Here is an 18,631-nt window from a genome sequence, read left to right on the forward strand (position 1 = left end):
TAGTTTTCCCTTATGTAGCCGCTACTGCAACTTGGCCAGCCAGAGCGAGGCGTTGAGGTGCAGGCGGGAGTGGCTTGGGTTTTCATTCCAGCCGTCGTAGACGGTATTGCCGGGTGAGCCGGTACCGTCGTCGGCGGGCGAGGAGTCACCGATGATAACGACGCGGCCCGAGCCGAAGGTGCTGCTGGCAGCCATAGCCAAGCTATTGCCTTGCGTGGCGGAAGTGCGCCAGATTAGGCCCTGCACCGTGCTGTTGGCGGTGGGGTTGAGGGTCATGGTGGCGCCGTTGTGGAAGGAAAGTTGCGTCACGGAACCCTGCGACCCGTTCAGAATCGGGTTGGTACCGGTGCGCACGTTGCTGCTGTTTTCTACGATGTTGTCGAGATTCACCGTGAAGCCGAAGGGGTTAGCCTGCACCGAATTGTTCTGCATCAGGTCGTTCCAGATGTCGGGCGAGTCGTAGCCGTCGTTGTTGCGGTCTGAGATGTCGTGGTCGGAAATCATGAACAGGCCGCCACCGTTCTGCACGAACCGCAGGATGGCCGTTTTCTCGGCGGCCGTGAAGATGATGTTCGGCTCATCAACGACGAATACGCTGTAGTAGCTCAAATCCTGTGGGTTAGCGGTGTTGCCGTAGCTGATGGCCGCGCCGGCTGGTAGCTGCTCTACCGTGTGACCCTGCTTGGCCAAGGCCACGCCCCACGCCGAAATAGCACCCGTCCAGTAGGTTTCGGCGGTGGTGCTGGTGATGCCGCTTTGCGCCGGCGACGGGTAGCGCGAGGCTACACCGCTGTTCACGTCGAGCACCCAATCGGCATTGCCCGCCAGCTCGCCGTGCGAACCGTCAAAGAGAAACTTCTTGCCGCCGGTAGCAGGTGGCGGCGTGGTGCCACCCCCGTCGGTGCCGTACTGCTCCACCGTCACGTTGTCGATGTTGATGCGGTTGGTGCCGCCCGAAATCTTGCGGATTTGCAGCCGTACGCTGCCGCTTAGGTTCACGCTGAACGAAGCCGTGCTCAGCGTGGCGCTGCTGCTCGTGATGGTGCTGCCCACTTTCACGTAGGAGCTGCCGCTGTTCTGGCTTACCCACAGCTCCCACTGCGAGCTAGCATCGGTGCCGTATACGGCGTGGCCGACCGTCACGACGCTCGCGCCGGTGGTGGTATTGAAGTTCATGCCCACCGTGCCCACGTTGCGCACCCGCACCGATTGGCTGCCGGTTTTGGCGTCGGCGGTGGTGTTGCCGATTAGGGCGTCGTTCAAGGTCCAGGAGCCGGAGCCGAGCGTGACGGAGCCCGTGGTGTAGGCGGTTTTGGTGCCGGTTTCAAACCCTTCCGGAAATCCGGCGGCGCTAACATCAGCAGCGGCAGTCGTTGCGCTAGGAGCGGCGCTTGGCGTAGGCTCTACTTTAGAGCAAGCAACCGACAAAGTCAGGAGCGCGGTGGCAAGTAAAGGAGTGAACTTCATCTAAGCTTGTTTAGGGTTGAGGTGGAGTAGGACAAGAGCGCAAAACTACCTAGTCAATCAGCCAGTTAGGCCAAGATTGATGTTACGGTTGTGTCAAGTTACAACGGGTTGGGTTCTTGGTACCATCCAAACCATATGCATTTTATTATATGAATTTCACTATCTATAGTGCCCTTCAGCTTATCCTGAATACCGAGCTTTAGAAGCGGACGAACCATACATAGCAGCCTTTTGCCTTGGTTTTCCTGCTGCCCTACACGCGTCTACTTTCGGCCCTGATTTTCTGCTAGCTCCCTCCGTGCAGGCGTATCGCACTTTGTTTTTCACTCGGAATGTCCGCACCTTGGCCGGTGCTTGCCCCGAACGTATTGCTGTACTGGCCGTATGTCGGGGCGGTGGGTAGCTTGGTTGAGCTGCCTTTTCTCTGACCTTTCTTCTCGATGGCTTTCGAATTTAAACCCTACACTCCCGCTGCCGAATTCACGACGCAGGCGGCCTACTTCTCCATGGAATTTGCGCTGGATCAGGCGCTCAAAACCTATTCCGGGGGCCTCGGCTTCCTGGCTGGCTCGCATATGCGGTCAGCCTATGAACTCAAGCAAAACCTCGTAGGTATTGGCATTCTGTGGAGCTTCGGCTACTACGACCAGGGCCGCAACGAAGACCAAACCATGCGCGCCGACTTCCGCCAGAAGTCGTATTCCTTCCTCCAGGACACGGGCATCACCTTCCCCATCACCATTCACGATGTGGATGTGCACGTGCGCGCGCTCTACCTCGCCCCCGACACGTTCGGTACGGCCCCCATGTTCTTCCTCACCACCGACATTCCCGAAAACGACTTTATCTCGCGTACTATCTCCCACCATCTCTACGACGCCGACACGGCTGCTCGTATCGCGCAAAGCATTCTGCTTGGCGTAGGTGGCGGTAAGCTGCTCGACATATTAGGCGTGAATGTGGATGTGTACCACCTCAACGAGGGCCACGGCTTGCCGCTGGCGTTCTACCTCTACGAAAAGCACGGCCGCCAGCTCGAAGAAGTGCGTAAGCGACTGGTATTCACCACGCACACGCCCGAGTTAGCCGGCAACGAGGAACATCCGCTGCCGCTGCTGGCCAAGATGTCGTTCTTTGGGTCGGTGCCTGCCGAGGAAATCAGGCAGGTAGCTGGCGTAGAAAACGACCAGCTGAACTACACGCTTACTGCCCTGCGCTTCTCGCGCCTCTCCAACGGCGTAAGCAAAGTGCACGGCACCGTAGCCAACGAAATGTGGGGCAGCAACAAAGGCATTTGCCCCATCATTGCCATTACCAACGCCCAAAACGGCACCTACTGGCGCGACCAGCAACTGCACGCCGCCCTCGAAGCCAACGACGACACAGCCCTACTCGCCCGCAAGCGCAAGCTGAAAAAGCAGCTGTTTGACATCGTAGCCGACCAAACCGGCACCCTGCTCAACCCCGATGTGCTGACCGTAGTGTGGGCCCGCCGCTTCGCCGGCTACAAGCGCGCCGACCTGATTCTGCGCCACTTCGATCGGTTCCTGAGCATCATCAACAACGCCGACCGGCCGGTGCAAGTGCTATGGGCCGGCAAGCCATACCCCAAGGACTACGGCGCCATTGGCCTTTTCAACGATATCATCCGCAAAGTCAAGCCGCTCAACAACTGCGCTGTCCTAACGGGGTATGAGCTAACCCTGTCCGGCTACCTCAAGCGCGGCTCCGATATCTGGCTGAACACACCCCGCTACCCCCGCGAAGCCTCTGGCACTAGCGGCATGACCGCCGCCATGAACGGCTCGGTCAGCCTGAGCATTGCCGACGGTTGGGTACCTGAATTTGCCCGCCACGGCGAAAACAGCTTCATCATCCCTCACACCGACCCCTACCAGGCCGACAACGTGAAGGACGACATCGAGGCAACTAGCCTGCTCGACGTGCTGGAAAACGAAATCGTGCCGCTCTACTACGGCCAGCCCGATAAGTATTTGGAAGTAGTGAAAACCGCCATGCGCGAAGTAGAACCCGAGTTCGAATCGCACCGCATGGCCACCGAGTACTACCAAAAGCTGTATAACGCGAAATAGCCGAAACGCAACTAACTGCTGGAAAGCTTGTTGAGCTCAAACACTAGCGCCCCTCCTGGTTTCAAGGAGGGGCGCTAGTGTTTGAGGTTTTGGTGCTGTTACTGGTTTTAGACTTTTGTTGCCAACACGCCATCCAACACGGCCCACACATTGTCCGCCAGAATCTTCTGACCGGCCGCGTTGGGGTGCACGCCATCGGGAAGGTTAAGGTGGCGCTGGCCAATTACTCCTTGCAACAGGAAGGGTACGAAGGGCAAGCTGTTCTTATCGGCTAACTCGCGGAATAAGGCCTTGAACTCGAGTGCATAGCGGGCCATGCGGTGACCACCCAAGGGGCCCAAGTCGAACGGAAATTCCAGCCCTACCAGCACAATGCGAGCTTCGGGGTACTTGAGCTTCACTTGGTCGATGATGGTTTGCAGGTTTTGGGTGGTTTCGCGGACTGGAATGCCCCGGAGCCCATCATTGGCTCCCAACGCTAGCACGAATACGTCAACGGGCTGGCGGTTTAGTACGCTGGCCAACCGCATCCGCCCGCCCGCGCTGGTTTCGCCGCTGACGCCATAATTAAAGGTTTTGTAGGACAAGCCGAGTGAATCAATCCGCTGCTGAAGCACACTAGGAAACGACGCACTGGCGGGCAGTTGGTAGCCGGCCGTCAGGCTGTCACCAAAGAAAATTATGTTTTGCATAGAAAGGAAGAGCAATGGGAAGACCTGCGCAACGCTAAACTCGGCACAAACTGTCGGGCTAGCTGGAGCACGACAACCACCAGGCAGCCAGGTGAAAAGCGTAGGTGCTGCAGAAACAAAAACCAGGATCTAAGGGTCTCTAACGAGGCTTAGGTGATATAAAAACAAACGGCTAAGCAGCGTTGCAGGTTCCTGTAGTGGTTGCTTCCGGTACCTTATAAAAGCCTATGGGCCCAACCTCTTTACGAAGTCGGGCCCATAGGCTTTTTGTGCAAAATGCATGTCTGGAACGCTGAGGAGAGCTACATGCGGGCGAAATGCGTGGTTGCCAGCCGAACCCCTTCTTCAGTGCACAAGCCGCGCACATAATAGAAGAAGATGTTGCGGTAAACGTCGGCCAGGTTGGTGTGGTCAGGCGGGAACACTTCCTCGTTGACAATCAAGCTGAATTGGGCCAGCATGATACGCGCAATAAACGGCGCGTCGAGGTCGGCCCGAAACTGCCCTTCCACAATACCTTCCTGCAACAGTCGAGTAAGCAACGGGTACGAGTACTGTTGCAAATACTGCTGAATAGTATCCCAGGCCTGTGGATACTGCTCGCGCATCACATGATAATCGTAGTGAGGCGAGCGACGCAGCTCGTGGAGGCTATGATGGAGCAGCGCCAGCAAGCATTCCACCGGCGTACCTAAGTTACCAAACAACTGGTCGTGCTCGTAACGCTGCCGCTCTATGTTGCGCCGAACAACCTGGGTTATCAATTCAGCCTTAGAGCCAAACTGGTAGCGAAATGCTGCTAAATCGAGGTCGAGGGCAGCTGCTATCTGCTCTTCATGTACCAATCCTAGCCCTACAGACCGGAACAGTAAATTTGCTTTATCAAGTAATTGATGGAGTACTACTTGCTCCATAGAACAAAATGGGTTGGGTGGGAATACAACTCGTTACTAACGCCGCTAATACAAGCAAATAGTATTCCTAACTGGTTTTATTTTTCTATAGAAAGTTAACCTATAAGCCCCAATCCGAAGAAAAACAGCAACTGTAGCATGTATATAAAGGGGGCTAGCTCGTTGCGCTTCACAAAGTCGGAGCGGTTGAAAAACACCTGCAGGATGAGAGATACCATGAACCACCCCTTGAAGTTTTGGAGCGGAATAACGTCGAAGCGCCACTGCCAGAAGTTGTAGCGCACGGCTATGGGCTCCAGGCAAGCATCGAGACCTACCATGAGCAGCGCTGCTACCAGTGCACGCACAAAGGCCGGCACCGGCAGATAGCGTGCTAGAATGCCAGTTGTGTAGGTGAGCATCAGCCAATTAACGCCTACCAGCAACGGCACGCCTATCCACTGCAACCCTAGCGTAGGGCCGTACTTGTAGAACCCAAACACCAGCCCCGTGCGGACGCCAACCACCTCCACAAAAAAGCCAACGGCCGTTGTTACCAAGCAAAACCACACAAATGCCACGCTGCGGTTGGGCTGAAATGCCAGCAACAGTCCTACCGTGAGCAGCAGATTCAGAGGTACAAACTGTAGGTAAAAGGCTGGATTTTCCGAGAAACCTAGCCCCAAAAAGCCGGTGATATGAAACAGAAGCAGCACACCTTGCGCAACACGTAGCCGCCGTCGTTGGGCGCTCAGTTGTGTTGTTGCCGGGGCCAAATATTGTTGAGTCGGGTCGGGCATGAAAGGAAAAAGTGGAATATGAATCTCAAACAGAGAATTTTGAATCGGCCGTTCGCTCAACTGCATACGTCTGTCGAGAGCAACACGAAGTCAATTCAGAACGCAGAGTTCTCAACTCATAAGTAAGTCAGAAACGATTCGGGCGGAAAGTAAGCAGAGGGGAATGCCGCCCCCGGGGTGCACCGAGCCGCCGCAAAAGTACAGTCCTTCCAACTTACGCGAAAAGTTGGGATGACGCAGGAAAGCTGCCAGCTGATTGTTGCTGGAACTGCCGTACAACGCCCCGCCAAACGACGAGGTGCGCCCAGCAATGCCCGGCGGGTCCCAGACGTGCTCGGCCCGGATGAGGGGAGCCACGTCGGTGCCAAGGGCTTTGCTTACGCGGGTTAGCACGGCTTGTCGGGTTTGGTTGATGAGAGCCGGCCAGTCCTGCCCCTGGTCATGGGGTACGTTCACCATCACAAACCAGTTTTCGTGGCCCGGCGGCGCATCGGTGGGCGTATGCCCGCTCGTGATGTTGACGTACACGGTGGGGTCGGTGCTAACCGTCTTTTGCTGGAAAATGGCCTCGAATTCCTGCTGATAGTTTTCCGAGAAAAAGATGTTGTGCACCCCCAGCTCCGGAAAGCGCCGCGCTACTCCCCAATAAAAAATCAGGGCCGATGACGAGCGGGGCTGGCTTAGCGTGCGCTCCGGTGCGGGCTGTGTGGGCAGCAAGCGGCGGTAGGTAGGCACCACGTCCATGTTGCTGACTACCAGCCCAAAGTCATACACGTCCTGCGCTGTCCGGACGCCGGTTACGCGGCCATCGGCGGTCAGAATTTCCAGCACGGGTTCCTGGTAACGAAACTGCACGCCGAGCTCTTCGGCCAGTCGAACTAAACTCTGGGCAATGGCATAGATACCGCCTTCGGGGTAGTACGCGCCCAGCCCGTGCTCTAAGTGCGGAATCATGCTGAGCGTGGCCGGCGCCTGGTACGGGTCGGAGCCGTTGTAAGTGGCAAACCGGTCGAAGAGCTGCACGAGGCGCGCATCCTGCGGAAAAGCCGACTGGTGCCGCTGGTGCATGGTTTCCAGCAAACCCAGCTGTGGCACGGCCGCTACTGCTTTCAGCACCTCGGGGCTGAGGTAGGTTTTGGCTCGGTGCAACGACTTTTGCAGAAACGTGCCTGCCGTAGCCGAGTAGGAGCGCCGGCTGCGCGCCAGAAAAGCCAGCACATCGGCGGCCGGAACGTGCAGCTTGGTTTCCACTTCGGCCGCAAACTTCTCTTCGTCGGCCCAGGCGGTGAGGCGGGTGCCGTCGGCGAAAAAGTACTGCGTAATCGGGTCGAGCCGCTGGTAGCGGAAATAGTCTTTGGGGTTGCGGCCAGCCAGCTCAAACAGTTCATCGACGAGGTGCGGCAACGTAAACAACGACGGCCCCCCATCGAACCGGTAGCCGCCCGGCAGCTCCAACTGGTGCATCTTGCCTCCGAAGCTCGCCTGTGCCTCAAACACCGTAACGCGGTGCCCCCGCACGGCCAGCCGAACCGCCGTGGCAATGCCGGCTATGCCCGCCCCAACGACGGCAACAGGTTGCGAAGAAGGAGAAACGAATGGTTGATGGCGAGCCACAGAGTGAAGTAGAAGTTAGGTTGTAAGTAGCTATAACTCGAAAATGCGCTTTATGGCTTCGGTTTCGAAATTAAAAAGACAGCCAACAGCGGGGCCACTGCAAATTCTTAAGGTAAATAGCCTTTTGTCTGTAATGCCACCCGCGTTTTTACGATTCATAGAAGCGTGACTGCAAATGGTAAATTACCAGGTGTTACTCTTCAGATATAGTAGATTTGAATATTTACTCAACGTCGGTGAAAAGTACTTTCTACTCGCGCATAGTCTTCTGGTTGCTATTCTATGTCGTGGTGCTGCCATATGCCGTGCCAGCGTGTCTCGACTGGCTGAGCCGACCCTCTAACTGGTGGCTAGGTTGCGGCATCCTGGGGTTTCTAGGACTGGCTGCCGGTGTAGCCTTGTCGTTGTACCAGGCTAGCCGATTTCTCGCTGCTTATTTCCTTAAGTCTAATTCCACTCCTCCATCATCTTCTAATTCTAAATGGCCCAATATCAACTAAACCCCAGCCGTAATTGGCTGAAACCACTTGTCTTCGTTGGCTTACTGCTGCTGGCGCTTGTAGCGGGTTGTAGTTTGATTAAGGTGGAGCGCATTGATGCTGGCAACGTGGGCATTAAAGTGAACCTAGCCGGCTCGGGCCGCGGCGTCGACGACATTACTTACACCACTGGTTGGGTGTTCTACAGTCCGCTGAGTACAGCTGTGTACGAGTTTCCAGTGTACACCCAACACAAAGAATACGAGGAGTTTGAGGTGCAGAGCAAGGACGGCTCCAGTTTCGGCGTGGCCCCAAGCCTCAACTACTATATCCAATCGGATAAGGTAGACGATATCTTCCGGCAGTACCGCCGCCCATTGCCTGCTATTGAAGACGGCTTCCTGAAGACGGCCGTGTACGAGGCTTACCGCGTCGCTACTAACCGCTATACCGCCGACAGCCTCATTAGCAACCGTGGCAACTACGAGGCACGGGTGAAAGCCAACTTGGTAGCGCAGCTCCAGAACATGGGCTTCCTTGTGCAGCAAATCACCACTAAGTTGGAGCCGCCAGCCAGCCTCAAAGCCGCCATCGATGCTAAGAATACGGCCGTTCAAACGGGCTTGCAAACTGAAAACCGCATCCGACAGGCTGAAGCCCAAGCCCGCATCAACATCGCCGAAGCGGAAGGCCGAGCCAAAGCCATCCGCATTGCCGCCGATGCCCAAGCATATGCCAACGAAAAACAGCAACAGTCACTCACGCCGCTACTAGTGCAAATGCGGTGGATAGAAGCCTGGGAGAAAGGCGGTAGCAATGTGCCTACCTACACCGGTGGCTCCGGCAACCAGTTTCTGATGCAGATGCCCACGCCAAGCGCAGGCAAGTAGTTGTCACTCCACGGCCAGCACTAGGCCCTTCAGATACTCGCCTTCGGGGTGGAACAAGCTTACGGGGTGGTCGGCGGGCTGGGTGAGGCGGTGCAGGATGCGGGCTGGGCGGCCCGCTTCGATGGCAGCGGCCAGCACGGCACCCTCAAACAGCTCCGCCGATACCACCTGCGAGCAGCTGAACGTGAACAGCAACCCACCCGGCGCAATCTGCTTGATGCCAGCTGCATTCAGGCGCTTGTAGCCCATCAGGGCGTTGTGGCGGGCTGAGAGGTGCTTGGCAAACGCCGGTGGGTCGAGGACGATGAGGTCGTACTGTTCTTCACTGGCTTTTAGGAAGCTGAACACGTCTTCGGCATAGGCAGCGTGCTTGCTTTCGAGGCCGGTGAGGGCAGCGTTCCGCTCGGTTAGCTCGATGGCCTTCTTGCTGGAATCAACGGAGTGCACCAGTTCGGCGCCAGCTTGCAACGCGTAGGAGCTGAAGCCGCCGGTGTAGCAGAACGTGTTGAGCACGCGGCGGCCAGGAGCGTAGCGGGCCAGCAAGCTGCGGTTGTCGCGCTGGTCGATGAAGAAGCCGGTTTTCTGGCCGGTTTCCCAATCCACCGCGAAAGGGTGGCCGTTTTCCTGCACGATGTGCTCCGCGCCGTTGCTTTCGCCCAGCAAGTAGCCATTCTTGGCATCAGGGGCAGCCTTGGCGGGTACGGTTTCGGCACTCTTGTCGTAAATAGCGCGGAGACCGGGAATCACTGTCTGCAAGGCCGCCGCAATAAGTGGGCGCGCCTTGTACATGCCGGCGCTGTGGGCCTGCACCACCGCCACGTCGCCATACACGTCAATGATAAGGCCGGGCAGCCCGTCGCCCTCGGCGTGCGTAAGGCGGTAGACGTTGGTGGTGCCGGTGCCCGTCAGGCCGAGGCCCTGCCGAAGCTGGTAGGCGTTGCGGATGCGAGCTTCCCAAAAGCCGGCGTCGGGTAGTTGGGCCGCGGGGCCGAAGTCGAGCATGCGCACGGCAATAGACCCTGGCGCATAGTGGCCCATACCCAATAATTCACCATTGGAGGCCTGCACCATCACCACTTCGCCCTCCACTACCTCACCTTGCATGCGAGCAATGGCCCCGGAAAATACCCATGGATGACGACGACGAAGGGATTGATCTTTACCTGGCTTAAGCGTGACGGAAGCGGGCATGGTGCGGGAATTCAAACGAAACAAGAAAACGCAAAGGTACGCCAAAGCCATTTGGCCTTCTCCAACTCCTGCTATTCCTTTGAAAAAGACCACGTACCAAAGGCGTGGACCACCACGAGCAGAAACCACTTAGCCCACTTGCTAACAAGAAAATCAGTGGAAGAATTTATCTTGTTTCATCATGCACACCATCCGGATCCTCGATTACGAACCAGCCCACCAGCCAGTGTTTCGCGCCCTCAACGAAGAATGGATAACTCAGTTCTTTGTGATGGAAACCCCCGATTACCAAATGCTTGACGAGCCGCAGCGGTATATTCTGGAGCCCGGCGGTGCCATTCTGATGGCTGAGCACGCGGGCCAGCTAGTAGGTACGTGTGCGCTAATCAACGAAGGCCACGGCGTGTTCGAATTGGCTAAGATGGCGGTGTCGCCGGCTGCGCAAGGCCTTGGAGTAGGCTATGCGTTGGGGCAGGCCGCCATCCAGAAAGCGCGTCAATTGGGTGCCCATGAACTCGAACTGCTGTCGAATTCGCGCCTCACGCCAGCCCTAGCTTTGTACCGCAAACTAGGCTTTCGCGACGTGCCCATACCAACTAGCCCCTACCAGCGAACAGACGTGAAGATGGCGCTCGATCTGTAACAGAGCCAAGTGTTTGCGTTGGCTTGGCTATGCAAACGGATCAAGCCAGGCAATAAGGATGGCAAGCGCGCCAGCCGCTGCAAGAATACCCCACACGAGCCCGCCACCTAGCGCCAACCCTATAAGCCCGATAGGCACCGCCAAAAAGCCAAGTATCCCGAATACTGTGGTGCCGAGCCCTACCTCCGCCGGTTTGCGTGCTGCCCCAGCCTTGTGGCGCACCGCCTGCGTAGCCGACCGACTGGCCTGTGGGGTTGCTGACATCCGAACCAAGCCCTGCGCTACTGCTGTGCGCAACGTTTGCCGTAGCTGCCGAGGCTTCAGTCGGTGCAGGCGGCGTGTTGGAGCGGCTAGCACTGGTTCTGGTGTTGCTTCAGGTGCTACTACTGTCGCTGCTTCAGTTGCAACCGTGGCGGGCTGAGTAACTGGCGACGAAGCTGTTGGCTGGAAGAGGTAAGCAGGTTGGGTGCTACTGCAACTGGCCGTAAAAGCCAACACGAGCAAAGCGGTAGACAGACGCCGAAAAGGCCGCACGCGGCGGGCAGAAGTGAAACAGATGTGCATAAGCAAAACCAGATTCCAAGCAATATACGCTGCTTGACCTAGGCGTATACGGCAGAGGTGCCCGTAACGCTACCCGTCGCCTAATTTCATAGCCTAGCGCCTGCCTACGAGCCCAAACCAGCGTCGGTAAATGGGCCGTCGCCACGCAAACTGTGCCCACATCACCGGGTACAGCAGCCGGTCGAGCAGGCTGGAGGCAGTGCGGTACTCGATATCCTCTACTATGTAGCAGCCTCCGCCAGGGGCAGGCTGCATCAGGTGGCGATGCTGCCAGTAGCGAAGCGGAACCGGTAGCACTTGGCCTTTATCCACAAAGTAATGCGTGCCATCGGGCATGATGCCATCGTCGGTAATGAGCGAGGTCCAGCGCCGGCGCAAAGGGCCTGCACCTAACTCGATATGTACCTCGTCGCCACGCTGGCAGCCATCAAAGCGGAGCAAACGGAATGGCGGAAACGGTGGAGCCAAAGCCAGAAACAACTCCCGCGTGAAGCCAGCAGAAACCTGAGCGGGTGAAGCAGCTACGTGCGTGCGGAGGTAAAGGTGCATGGATGGTTAGTAGGACAATATGGATGAGGTGCTTGATATACAGCAAGACCTTTCCTTTTCAAGGAATTTATAGTAATATAGATATCCTAACATGGGTATGTGTGGTGAGCTGAGTGTTGCATCCCGAAAGCAACTGCTACTCCTTTACTGTAACCTCAAACTTTGTTGAAATGATTTCTAGAAGCTGGTTCCTGGCAAGTTGTTTTACACTAATACTAGTTGGCGGTTGCCAAACCCAAAGTCAGAACAAAACTTCTTCAAATCTAACCTTCGCTCATGTCCCTATTGATACTAGGGCAGGAGGCAAAATTTTCGCAAGTAAGGATGACGCCAAAAAATGGACCAAGAAGCACAGGGACGATTTCGGTAGAGGTAACGCAAACGAAAACAAGTATGGACGAGCGCATTATTTTTCTAATACATTCCTAAAAACAATAATGGAGCAACAAGAGTGCGAGGGTTTAAACTTTTACGTATCGCGCGATAATGGTGAAGCAAGGTTGATTGTTGTAGGTGTTAATAAAGCGGGTAAAGACTTGACCGGAACATACAATGATGTTGATCCGTCAGGGGTTAAAACAACTGAGGTACGGGATTATTTGATTGGGTATAGTGAAATGAAATGCCCTAATAATTGTGATGATACGAGTGTTCTACTAGCAGATTAATTTCAAACAATACGTGCCATGAATATCTGGCTTGAGGCGATTCACCTTCTAAACCGGGTATTAGAGGCAGCACCCATGTTGCCATTCATTTCTTTATGGCTGCGACGCTCTACTGTAACTTATAAATTCAGACCTGTTGCCTATTATATCGAATTTGAGTTTGTGTTTTATATTTTAGATGTAGTAAGTAGAGCAATTTTCCGTAACAATGTCTATATATTTCATCTATCCACTGCAGTAGCTGTAGCACTTCTATCGGCTACTTATTACAGACTTTTTCTGTCTAGTAGAATCAAGAATTATATAAAAATATCTTTAGTAGTTTTCGTATTCATTGCTTTTTTTGATGCCGCTTTTTTGAATGGTTTATTCACAGATGTCAATAGCTATTCACAAGCTTTTGGTAGTATAATTCTAGTATCCCTCGCATTACTGCATATCATGCGCGTAAGCCGCACCAGTTTATATTTAGAAAGCCAACCAGATTTCTTTTTTAGTATCGCCGTTCTAGTTTATTTTTCCTACACCATAGTCACGTACGTAGCAACCAACATTATATATAATTCGGGTTACGATGTTGCGACAACAGTGCGGTTAGATGACATAGTCAGCAGCCCGGACACTATTTTGTTTGCCATTCAAATGGGGCTGTTTGCCTGGATGTTCAGCTTCTTTCCCCTAGACATAGCCCCACTGCGGGCGCTTCCTTATTGGCTGCACTACAGCCAGTGGCACCCACGGACCTATAAGCTGTTGGGGCAGAAGACCATTGGTGTTGGTCACCTAACTACCACCGCTGAAAACTAAGTGGTCAGCTGATGCCTAACGCTTTGCTACCCTTCCTGCTTATTGGCCCGATCCTGCTGCTGCTAGTAGCGGGCATTGTGGGCATCGTGGTCCGGGAGCAGCGGCGTCGGTTGCGTCAGGAGCAGGAAAAACACCAGATTCTGGCCCGTCAAAACGAGGTGCTGGAGCAGCAAGTCCAGCAGCGCACCGCCGATTTGCAGCAGTCTTTGCTTGATCTGAAAGCTACGCAGCGCCAGCTCATTCAGAGTGAAAAGTTAGCCTCGTTGGGGGAACTGACGGCAGGGGTGGCGCACGAAATTCAAAACCCCCTCAACTTCGTCAACAACTTCTCTGAAATTTGCGTCGAGCTGGTGCAAGAGGTTAAAGAAGAGGTTCTTACCCAACTGCCGAATGGGCAAAAACCCCTGGTTGTCGAATTGTTGGATAGCCTGGAAGGCAACCTAGAGAGGATTACGCTTCATGGCCGCCGGGCCGATTCCATTGTGAAAGGCATGCTACTTCATGCCCGCAACACTTCTGTTGAGCGGGAGCCCACCGATTTGAGCGTTCTGGCCGACCAATACCTTCGGCTGGCATACCAAGGAATACGGGCCAAAAAGAAAGACTTCAACGTTATACTTACCACGCATTATGCTGCTGAGGCAGAGCTTATTACTGTGGCCGCGCAGGATATGGGGCGAGTGCTGACCAACTTGTTCAACAACGCGTTTTACGCGCTTCAAAAAAAGCAGGAGCGCAATGAAGCAGGTTATGAAGCTGAAATAAGGGTAAGTACCCAAGTCGTAAACCAGCAGTTTGAGCTGCGGATATGGGACAACGGCACCGGCATTCCAGCCGCGGTAGAACAGAAAATCTACCAGCCTTTTTTCACCACCAAGCCTACTGGTGAAGGCACCGGCCTCGGCCTTTCGCTGAGCTACGACATCATTACGAAGGGCCACGGTGGCACGCTTTCTTTTGAAACAAAGGAAGGGCAGTACACCGAATTCATTGTACGCTTGCCTCTGCAAACGATAAGCTAACGTCCGGCCAAACCACTGCTTGCTTTGTCAGAACTACCATCTAGCAGGCTATTCGGTATGTTCTGGTTAGTGAGTGCAGGTACCAGTTGCGGCCAGGGTGATACTTTTGCGTCAGTTACCTTGTACTCGACGGCAACCAATCGCCTGCCCATGAAAAACAGTAAAGTAGGAGTCGTACAAGCCACTCCAGCGCTTTTCAACGCGGAAAAAAGCGTGGACATAGTTATCGACTGGATTCGGCGAGGGGCTGAAGCTGGTTGTGAGCTGTTGCTCTTCCCCGAGTCGTTTATTCCTTGCTACCCGCGGGGCTTAACTTTTGAAGCCATTGTAGGTCGGCGCACCGACAAGGGCCGGGCTATGTGGCTGGACTACTGGCAAAATAGTTTGGAGGTGGATTCTCCGGAACTAGCGCGTATTCAGCAGGCCGTTCGGCAAGCGGGCCTGTTTGTGGCCTTGGGCATTACCGAAAAAGAGCCAATCGGCGGTACGCTTTATTGCACTCTGCTGTATTTCGGCAAAGACGGCACCTTGTTAGGTAAGCACCGCAAGCTCAAACCCACTGGCCTAGAGCGTTATATCTGGGGCGAAAGTGACGGAAGTACTCTAGTGACTTTCGCCACCGAATTAGGCCGATTGGGCGGACTCATCTGCTGGGAAAACTACATGCCCTTAGCGCGCACGTCCCTCTACCAGAAAGGCGTCGAGCTTTACCTAGCGCCCACCGCCGACGCCCGCGACTCGTGGCAGGCCACCATGCAGCACATTGCCTTAGAAGGCCGCTGCTATGTGTTGGCCAGCAACCAGTTCGTGCGCAAAACCGACTATCCCGAGCGTTACCAAACGGATTTGCAAGACGAGCCCGACATCATGAGCCGGGGCGGCAGCGTTATCATCTCCCCAATGGGCGAAATCCTGGCCGGCCCCCTATGGGACCAAGAAGGCTTGCTAACGGCCGAAATAGATGCCTCGGTACTAGCCAAAAGCAAGCTAGACTTTGACTGCGTAGGGCACTACTCCCGCAACGATGTATTCCAGCTAACCGTTGCGAATCAGCCCGCAACGCAGCCCGTCACTCCTTAATTTTTAGCGAGAGGCACTGGCCCTCTTAAGAGCGACCAGCACCTCTTGCGTATTACCCTAGCAGCTCCTCAATATCCTCCTTGGTAAGGCTTTTGATGATGGCCTCGTCGGTGGTTATCAGGTCCGTGACGAGCTGAATCTTCTTGTGCTGCAACGCCAGGATTTTCTCTTCCACGGTACCCTTGGTGATGAACTTATAGGTGAACACCGTCCGCTCCTGCCCGATGCGGTGGGCACGGTCTACAGCTTGGGCTTCCACGGCAGGGTTCCACCACGGGTCAAGGATGAACACGTAGTCGGCGGCGGTGAGGTTGAGGCCTACGCCGCCGGCTTTCAGCGAGATAAGGAACACGCGCAGGTCCTCGGTTTCTTGGAAGCGCGTTACCACTTTGTGCCGGTCGCGGGTGTTGCCGTCGAGGTAAGCGTACTCGATTTGCCGCTCGTCTAGCGAGGCCCGAACAATATCTAAGTGCTTTACGAACTGGCTGAACACAAGCACCTTGTGGCCTTCCGAAACTACGCTCTTAATCATACGAATCACCTCGCGCAGCTTGCCCGACTCGTGCGCATATTCCTCGTCGGCCATGCGGGGGTGGTTGGCAATCTGGCGCAGCTTAGTCAGGCCTTGGAGCAGCATGAACTGCGTACTGGCCGTGCCGTGCTCCTCGATGTTCTGCAGGATCTTGTTGCGGTAGTAGCTCTTGGTTTCCTCGTAGCAGTGCTGCTGCTCCTCGGTCATGGGGCAGTAGCTGAGGTGCTCGATTTTGTCGGGCAGCTCGCGGGCCACCTGCGCCTTGTGACGACGCAGGATAAAGGGCTTGATGAGGGCGTGGAGCTTGCGCGTTTTGCCTTCATCCTTGCCCTTCTCAATGGGCTTCAGAAACTCCTTGCGGAAGAACGCCTGCGTGCCCAATAGACCGGGATTGATAAAGGACATCTGCGACCACAAATCCATGGTGCTGTTCTCAACGGGCGTACCGGTCAGGATGAGACGGTAGCGCGAGTGCAGCCCGCGCACGGCGTGCGAGGTAGTGGAACTTGGGTTCTTGATAGCCTGCGACTCATCCAGAATCACGTAGTCGAACTTGTAGGTTTTCAGCAGCTCGGCATCCAGGCGTACAATGCCGTAACTGGTCAGTATCACATCGTAGTCGGCAAACTGCTCCACGTTTTTGTCGCGGTAGGTGCCGGTGTACGTGAGGATGCGTAGCGTGGGCGTGAACTTTTGGGCTTCGCTCAACCAGTTGTATACCAGTGAGGTAGGCATGGCCAGCAACGAGGCCGCCCCGCCTGCTTCGCCACTTTCCTTGCGCTGTAGCAGCAAGGCCAGCGTCTGAATGGTTTTGCCAAGACCCATATCGTCGGCGAGGCAGCCGCCGAAGTGGTAGTCTTTCACGAAATGCAGCCAGTTGTAGCCAGCCTTCTGGTAGGGCCGCAGCTCGCCGCGGAAACCTACCGGCATCGGCTGGTCTTCCACTGTCTCGAAGCCCCGCAGCTTCTCTAGTTTGCGGCTGATGACTACGGTGGCTAGGTTGCCGTTTTGCAGGTCTGATACCAAGGCCAAGTGATGCTTGCGCAGCGTGAGCGTATGCTCGTGTTCTTCGGCAAACGCAAACAACTCCAGGTATTGCGTAAACCACTCTTCGGGAATAATGGCAATCTGGCCGTTAGGCAACCGATATTCGTGGCGGCGCTGCAAAATGTAGGGCCGCAGTTTGATGAAGGGTATTTCGAAATCGCCGAACCGCACGGTGCCGCGCACATCAAACCAGTCGTTGGCTTCGGATATGCCGACCTCCACGCTCACGGCGCCAATGAAGTAATCTTTGCCCGAAGTGCTGCCTTGCTGCACCGTAAAGCCCATGCGGGCTAGCTCGTCGGAGTGGTGGTGCAGCCAGCGAAAAGCAGTGGCTTTTTCAAGTACAGCCCGGCCGTTGCGCACTTCCAAGGCGCGGTCGGCTAGCTCCCGAATGATTTCCTGCTCCCGGTCTAGGTTGCGCACCAGCCGGTGAAAGATGTAGTTATCTTCTTTCTTTTCTAGCTGCACCCACACCCGCTTGTCGTGGCCGTTGTGTACGGTGTAGTTGCCGTACCGAAACGAGAGGTCGAAGTGAATATGGTCGGAGGGAGCTACTACGTTGGCTACGGCTGTATCTGAGGAGCGGGGGCGGCCCGGGGTAGGGCGACGGCGCTCTTCTTCGGCCACGATAGTAGCAGTAGGTACATCCGAGAACGTAAGGTGCGGCAGAGCCACATGGCGCTCCGAGCGAATATCAAACCCACGGGCGTGCACATCAAACGACTCGACCAGCGGCGCTACAAAGCGCTGAAAGTAACTGTCCTCTACTTGCCGCGGAATCACAATGAACTTCTTGTTCAGGAATGGCCGCAGCTTCTTGCCGTCCACCTCGTGCCGGAAGTAGTAAAGAACGTCGTTGAGTAGCAGCCAAGCCGGCTGCTCGCACACGATTACAGCGTTTTTGTATTGAAAATCAAGCTTTTGCCCTTGGTACTGGATAGTAGGGAAATAGTGCGTATTGTCGTCGTTGCGCCGGAAGTGGAATAGAATAGACGCAGCTTCTTTTGCCAGCCCTATTTCGTGCCAAGTGGGCTCGCCATCCTTGCCCATAATGAAAACCAACTTGCCCGTTAGCCGAGACAGTACTTGGCCCATGCGCTCTTGCACGTAGCGGCAAATCTCTTCCTGGAGCGGCTTGTCACCCTTCTCCGGGTCAAATACTTTCAGAAAAAAATCGGCAGGGGTGGTCTTCTTGGTTGAAAATTCCTTGATAACGGCGTCTTGCTGAATCTGGTCGGTTAGCGCAATTAGCTCGAAATCAACTGGGTCGAGCCCGTCTGCAAACTCAGGAGCATTCTTGCTGGAAACCGTTTGGTGCTGAAGCGTAAGCTGTCCTTTCGCGTTACGCTGAACTACATAAGATTCAAATAGATAACCTAAATACTCGTGCTCTAGCAACGAATAAACAATCTGGAAAGGCTGAGAAGTAGAAACCTTCATAAAGATGAGTATCGAGCAAATTGAAGCTTTAAAAGTAATTACAGAGGTTAAATATTGCGGATTAACGCAAAAAATAAAATTAAATATGAAAATAGTTACATTAATAAGATAAAAAACAGGTAAAGTATTAGCTAAAAACCCATTGCGGGGTCTAAGCTAC

At 54.9% G+C, this 18,631-nt stretch carries 17 protein-coding genes; 8 read left to right on the forward strand and 9 right to left on the reverse strand.

The genetic code is table 11. The annotated features are described in order from the left end of the window. Positions 1-21 precede the first annotated feature (21 nt). Complete coding sequence (locus P1X16_RS13755) at positions 22-1,467, reverse strand: hydrolase (protein WP_277229873.1); 1,446 nt, start codon at positions 1,465-1,467, stop codon at positions 22-24. A gap of 440 nt (positions 1,468-1,907) precedes the next feature. Between P1X16_RS13755 and glgP the strand changes: the two genes are divergently transcribed. After that, positions 1,908-3,560, forward strand: coding sequence for an alpha-glucan family phosphorylase (gene glgP, locus P1X16_RS13760; RefSeq protein ID WP_277229876.1), 1,653 nt, complete (start codon positions 1,908-1,910; stop codon positions 3,558-3,560). Positions 3,561-3,667: 107 nt separating this feature from the next. Here glgP and P1X16_RS13765 read toward each other — a convergent pair whose 3' ends face one another. The 4 genes from P1X16_RS13765 to crtD all read right to left on the reverse strand — a co-directional run bounded on the left by P1X16_RS13765 (position 3,668) and on the right by crtD (position 7,559). Continuing rightward, positions 3,668-4,252, reverse strand: a complete 585-nt coding sequence (locus tag P1X16_RS13765) for an arylesterase (protein WP_277229879.1) — start codon at positions 4,250-4,252, stop codon at positions 3,668-3,670. Between the two features lie 302 nt (positions 4,253-4,554). Next, positions 4,555-5,166: a hypothetical protein gene (locus tag P1X16_RS13770; protein ID WP_277229882.1), complete on the reverse strand. Its 612-nt coding sequence runs from the start codon at positions 5,164-5,166 to the stop codon at positions 4,555-4,557. A 95-nt stretch (positions 5,167-5,261) separates the two neighbouring features. Further along, positions 5,262-5,945, reverse strand: coding sequence for a carotenoid biosynthesis protein (locus P1X16_RS13775; RefSeq protein WP_277229885.1), 684 nt, complete (start codon positions 5,943-5,945; stop codon positions 5,262-5,264). 111 nt (positions 5,946-6,056) lie between these two features. After that, on the reverse strand, positions 6,057-7,559 hold the full coding sequence (crtD, locus tag P1X16_RS13780) for a 1-hydroxycarotenoid 3,4-desaturase CrtD (RefSeq protein ID WP_277229888.1): 1,503 nt from the start codon (positions 7,557-7,559) through the stop codon (positions 6,057-6,059). A 236-nt stretch (positions 7,560-7,795) separates the two neighbouring features. On the opposite strand from crtD, the gene P1X16_RS13785 reads away from it, so the two are divergent. Both P1X16_RS13785 and P1X16_RS13790 read left to right on the forward strand, forming a co-directional pair. Further along, positions 7,796-8,059: a hypothetical protein gene (locus P1X16_RS13785; protein WP_277229891.1), complete on the forward strand. Its 264-nt coding sequence runs from the start codon at positions 7,796-7,798 to the stop codon at positions 8,057-8,059. Continuing rightward, positions 8,041-8,928, forward strand: coding sequence for a prohibitin family protein (locus P1X16_RS13790; protein WP_277229894.1), 888 nt, complete (start codon positions 8,041-8,043; stop codon positions 8,926-8,928). Before P1X16_RS13785 ends, P1X16_RS13790 begins: the two co-directional genes overlap by 19 nt. A gap of 3 nt (positions 8,929-8,931) precedes the next feature. Here the strand turns inward: P1X16_RS13790 and P1X16_RS13795 are convergent, their stop codons facing one another. After that, a complete protein-coding gene (locus tag P1X16_RS13795; protein ID WP_277232938.1) occupies positions 8,932-10,119 on the reverse strand; it encodes a class I SAM-dependent rRNA methyltransferase in 1,188 nt (395 codons plus the stop codon). A gap of 181 nt (positions 10,120-10,300) precedes the next feature. Between P1X16_RS13795 and P1X16_RS13800 the strand changes: the two genes are divergently transcribed. Then, on the forward strand, positions 10,301-10,762 hold the full coding sequence (locus P1X16_RS13800; RefSeq protein ID WP_277229897.1) for a GNAT family N-acetyltransferase: 462 nt from the start codon (positions 10,301-10,303) through the stop codon (positions 10,760-10,762). Positions 10,763-10,789: 27 nt separating this feature from the next. Here P1X16_RS13800 and P1X16_RS13805 read toward each other — a convergent pair whose 3' ends face one another. Beyond that, the gene (locus P1X16_RS13805) at positions 10,790-11,326 is read right to left on the reverse strand and encodes a hypothetical protein (protein WP_277229901.1); all 537 of its coding nucleotides are present in this window, start codon (positions 11,324-11,326) and stop codon (positions 10,790-10,792) included. 93 nt (positions 11,327-11,419) lie between these two features. Continuing rightward, complete coding sequence (locus tag P1X16_RS13810) at positions 11,420-11,875, reverse strand: hypothetical protein (RefSeq protein ID WP_277229903.1); 456 nt, start codon at positions 11,873-11,875, stop codon at positions 11,420-11,422. Between the two features lie 170 nt (positions 11,876-12,045). Between P1X16_RS13810 and P1X16_RS13815 the strand changes: the two genes are divergently transcribed. The 4 genes from P1X16_RS13815 to P1X16_RS13830 all read left to right on the forward strand — a co-directional run bounded on the left by P1X16_RS13815 (position 12,046) and on the right by P1X16_RS13830 (position 15,452). Beyond that, positions 12,046-12,543: a hypothetical protein gene (locus P1X16_RS13815; RefSeq protein WP_277229906.1), complete on the forward strand. Its 498-nt coding sequence runs from the start codon at positions 12,046-12,048 to the stop codon at positions 12,541-12,543. Positions 12,544-12,561: 18 nt separating this feature from the next. Beyond that, positions 12,562-13,350 (forward strand): hypothetical protein, encoded by a 789-nt coding sequence (locus tag P1X16_RS13820; protein ID WP_277229909.1) that lies wholly within the window; start codon positions 12,562-12,564, stop codon positions 13,348-13,350. 11 nt (positions 13,351-13,361) lie between these two features. Beyond that, positions 13,362-14,372, forward strand: a complete 1,011-nt coding sequence (locus tag P1X16_RS13825) for an ATP-binding protein (protein WP_277229911.1) — start codon at positions 13,362-13,364, stop codon at positions 14,370-14,372. A 150-nt stretch (positions 14,373-14,522) separates the two neighbouring features. Further along, positions 14,523-15,452, forward strand: a complete 930-nt coding sequence (locus P1X16_RS13830; RefSeq protein WP_277229914.1) for a carbon-nitrogen hydrolase family protein — start codon at positions 14,523-14,525, stop codon at positions 15,450-15,452. Positions 15,453-15,504: 52 nt separating this feature from the next. On the opposite strand, the gene P1X16_RS13835 is transcribed toward P1X16_RS13830, so the two are convergent. Beyond that, on the reverse strand, positions 15,505-18,471 hold the full coding sequence (locus tag P1X16_RS13835; protein WP_277229918.1) for a DEAD/DEAH box helicase: 2,967 nt from the start codon (positions 18,469-18,471) through the stop codon (positions 15,505-15,507). Positions 18,472-18,631 lie beyond the last annotated feature (160 nt).

The organism is Hymenobacter sp. YC55 (assembly GCF_029433095.1).
Classification (GTDB): domain Bacteria; phylum Bacteroidota; class Bacteroidia; order Cytophagales; family Hymenobacteraceae; genus Hymenobacter.

Excerpts from the sequence above, each read along its gene's own strand:
- P1X16_RS13755 (WP_277229873.1), bottom strand. The coding sequence starts at position 1,467 with ATGAAGTTCACTCCTTTACTTGCCACCGCGCTCCTGACTTTGTCGGTT.
- glgP (WP_277229876.1), top strand. The coding sequence starts at position 1,908 with ATGGCTTTCGAATTTAAACCCTACACTCCCGCTGCCGAATTCACGACG.
- P1X16_RS13765 (WP_277229879.1), bottom strand. The coding sequence starts at position 4,252 with ATGCAAAACATAATTTTCTTTGGTGACAGCCTGACGGCCGGCTACCAA.
- P1X16_RS13770 (WP_277229882.1), bottom strand. The coding sequence starts at position 5,166 with ATGGAGCAAGTAGTACTCCATCAATTACTTGATAAAGCAAATTTACTG.
- P1X16_RS13775 (WP_277229885.1), bottom strand. The coding sequence starts at position 5,945 with ATGCCCGACCCGACTCAACAATATTTGGCCCCGGCAACAACACAACTG.
- P1X16_RS13790 (WP_277229894.1), top strand. The coding sequence starts at position 8,041 with ATGGCCCAATATCAACTAAACCCCAGCCGTAATTGGCTGAAACCACTT.
- P1X16_RS13795 (WP_277232938.1), bottom strand. The coding sequence starts at position 10,119 with ATGCCCGCTTCCGTCACGCTTAAGCCAGGTAAAGATCAATCCCTTCGT.
- P1X16_RS13800 (WP_277229897.1), top strand. The coding sequence starts at position 10,301 with ATGCACACCATCCGGATCCTCGATTACGAACCAGCCCACCAGCCAGTG.
- P1X16_RS13805 (WP_277229901.1), bottom strand. The coding sequence starts at position 11,326 with ATGCACATCTGTTTCACTTCTGCCCGCCGCGTGCGGCCTTTTCGGCGT.
- P1X16_RS13810 (WP_277229903.1), bottom strand. The coding sequence starts at position 11,875 with ATGCACCTTTACCTCCGCACGCACGTAGCTGCTTCACCCGCTCAGGTT.
- P1X16_RS13815 (WP_277229906.1), top strand. The coding sequence starts at position 12,046 with ATGATTTCTAGAAGCTGGTTCCTGGCAAGTTGTTTTACACTAATACTA.
- P1X16_RS13820 (WP_277229909.1), top strand. The coding sequence starts at position 12,562 with ATGAATATCTGGCTTGAGGCGATTCACCTTCTAAACCGGGTATTAGAG.
- P1X16_RS13825 (WP_277229911.1), top strand. The coding sequence starts at position 13,362 with ATGCCTAACGCTTTGCTACCCTTCCTGCTTATTGGCCCGATCCTGCTG.
- P1X16_RS13830 (WP_277229914.1), top strand. The coding sequence starts at position 14,523 with ATGAAAAACAGTAAAGTAGGAGTCGTACAAGCCACTCCAGCGCTTTTC.
- P1X16_RS13835 (WP_277229918.1), bottom strand. The coding sequence starts at position 18,471 with ATGAAGGTTTCTACTTCTCAGCCTTTCCAGATTGTTTATTCGTTGCTA.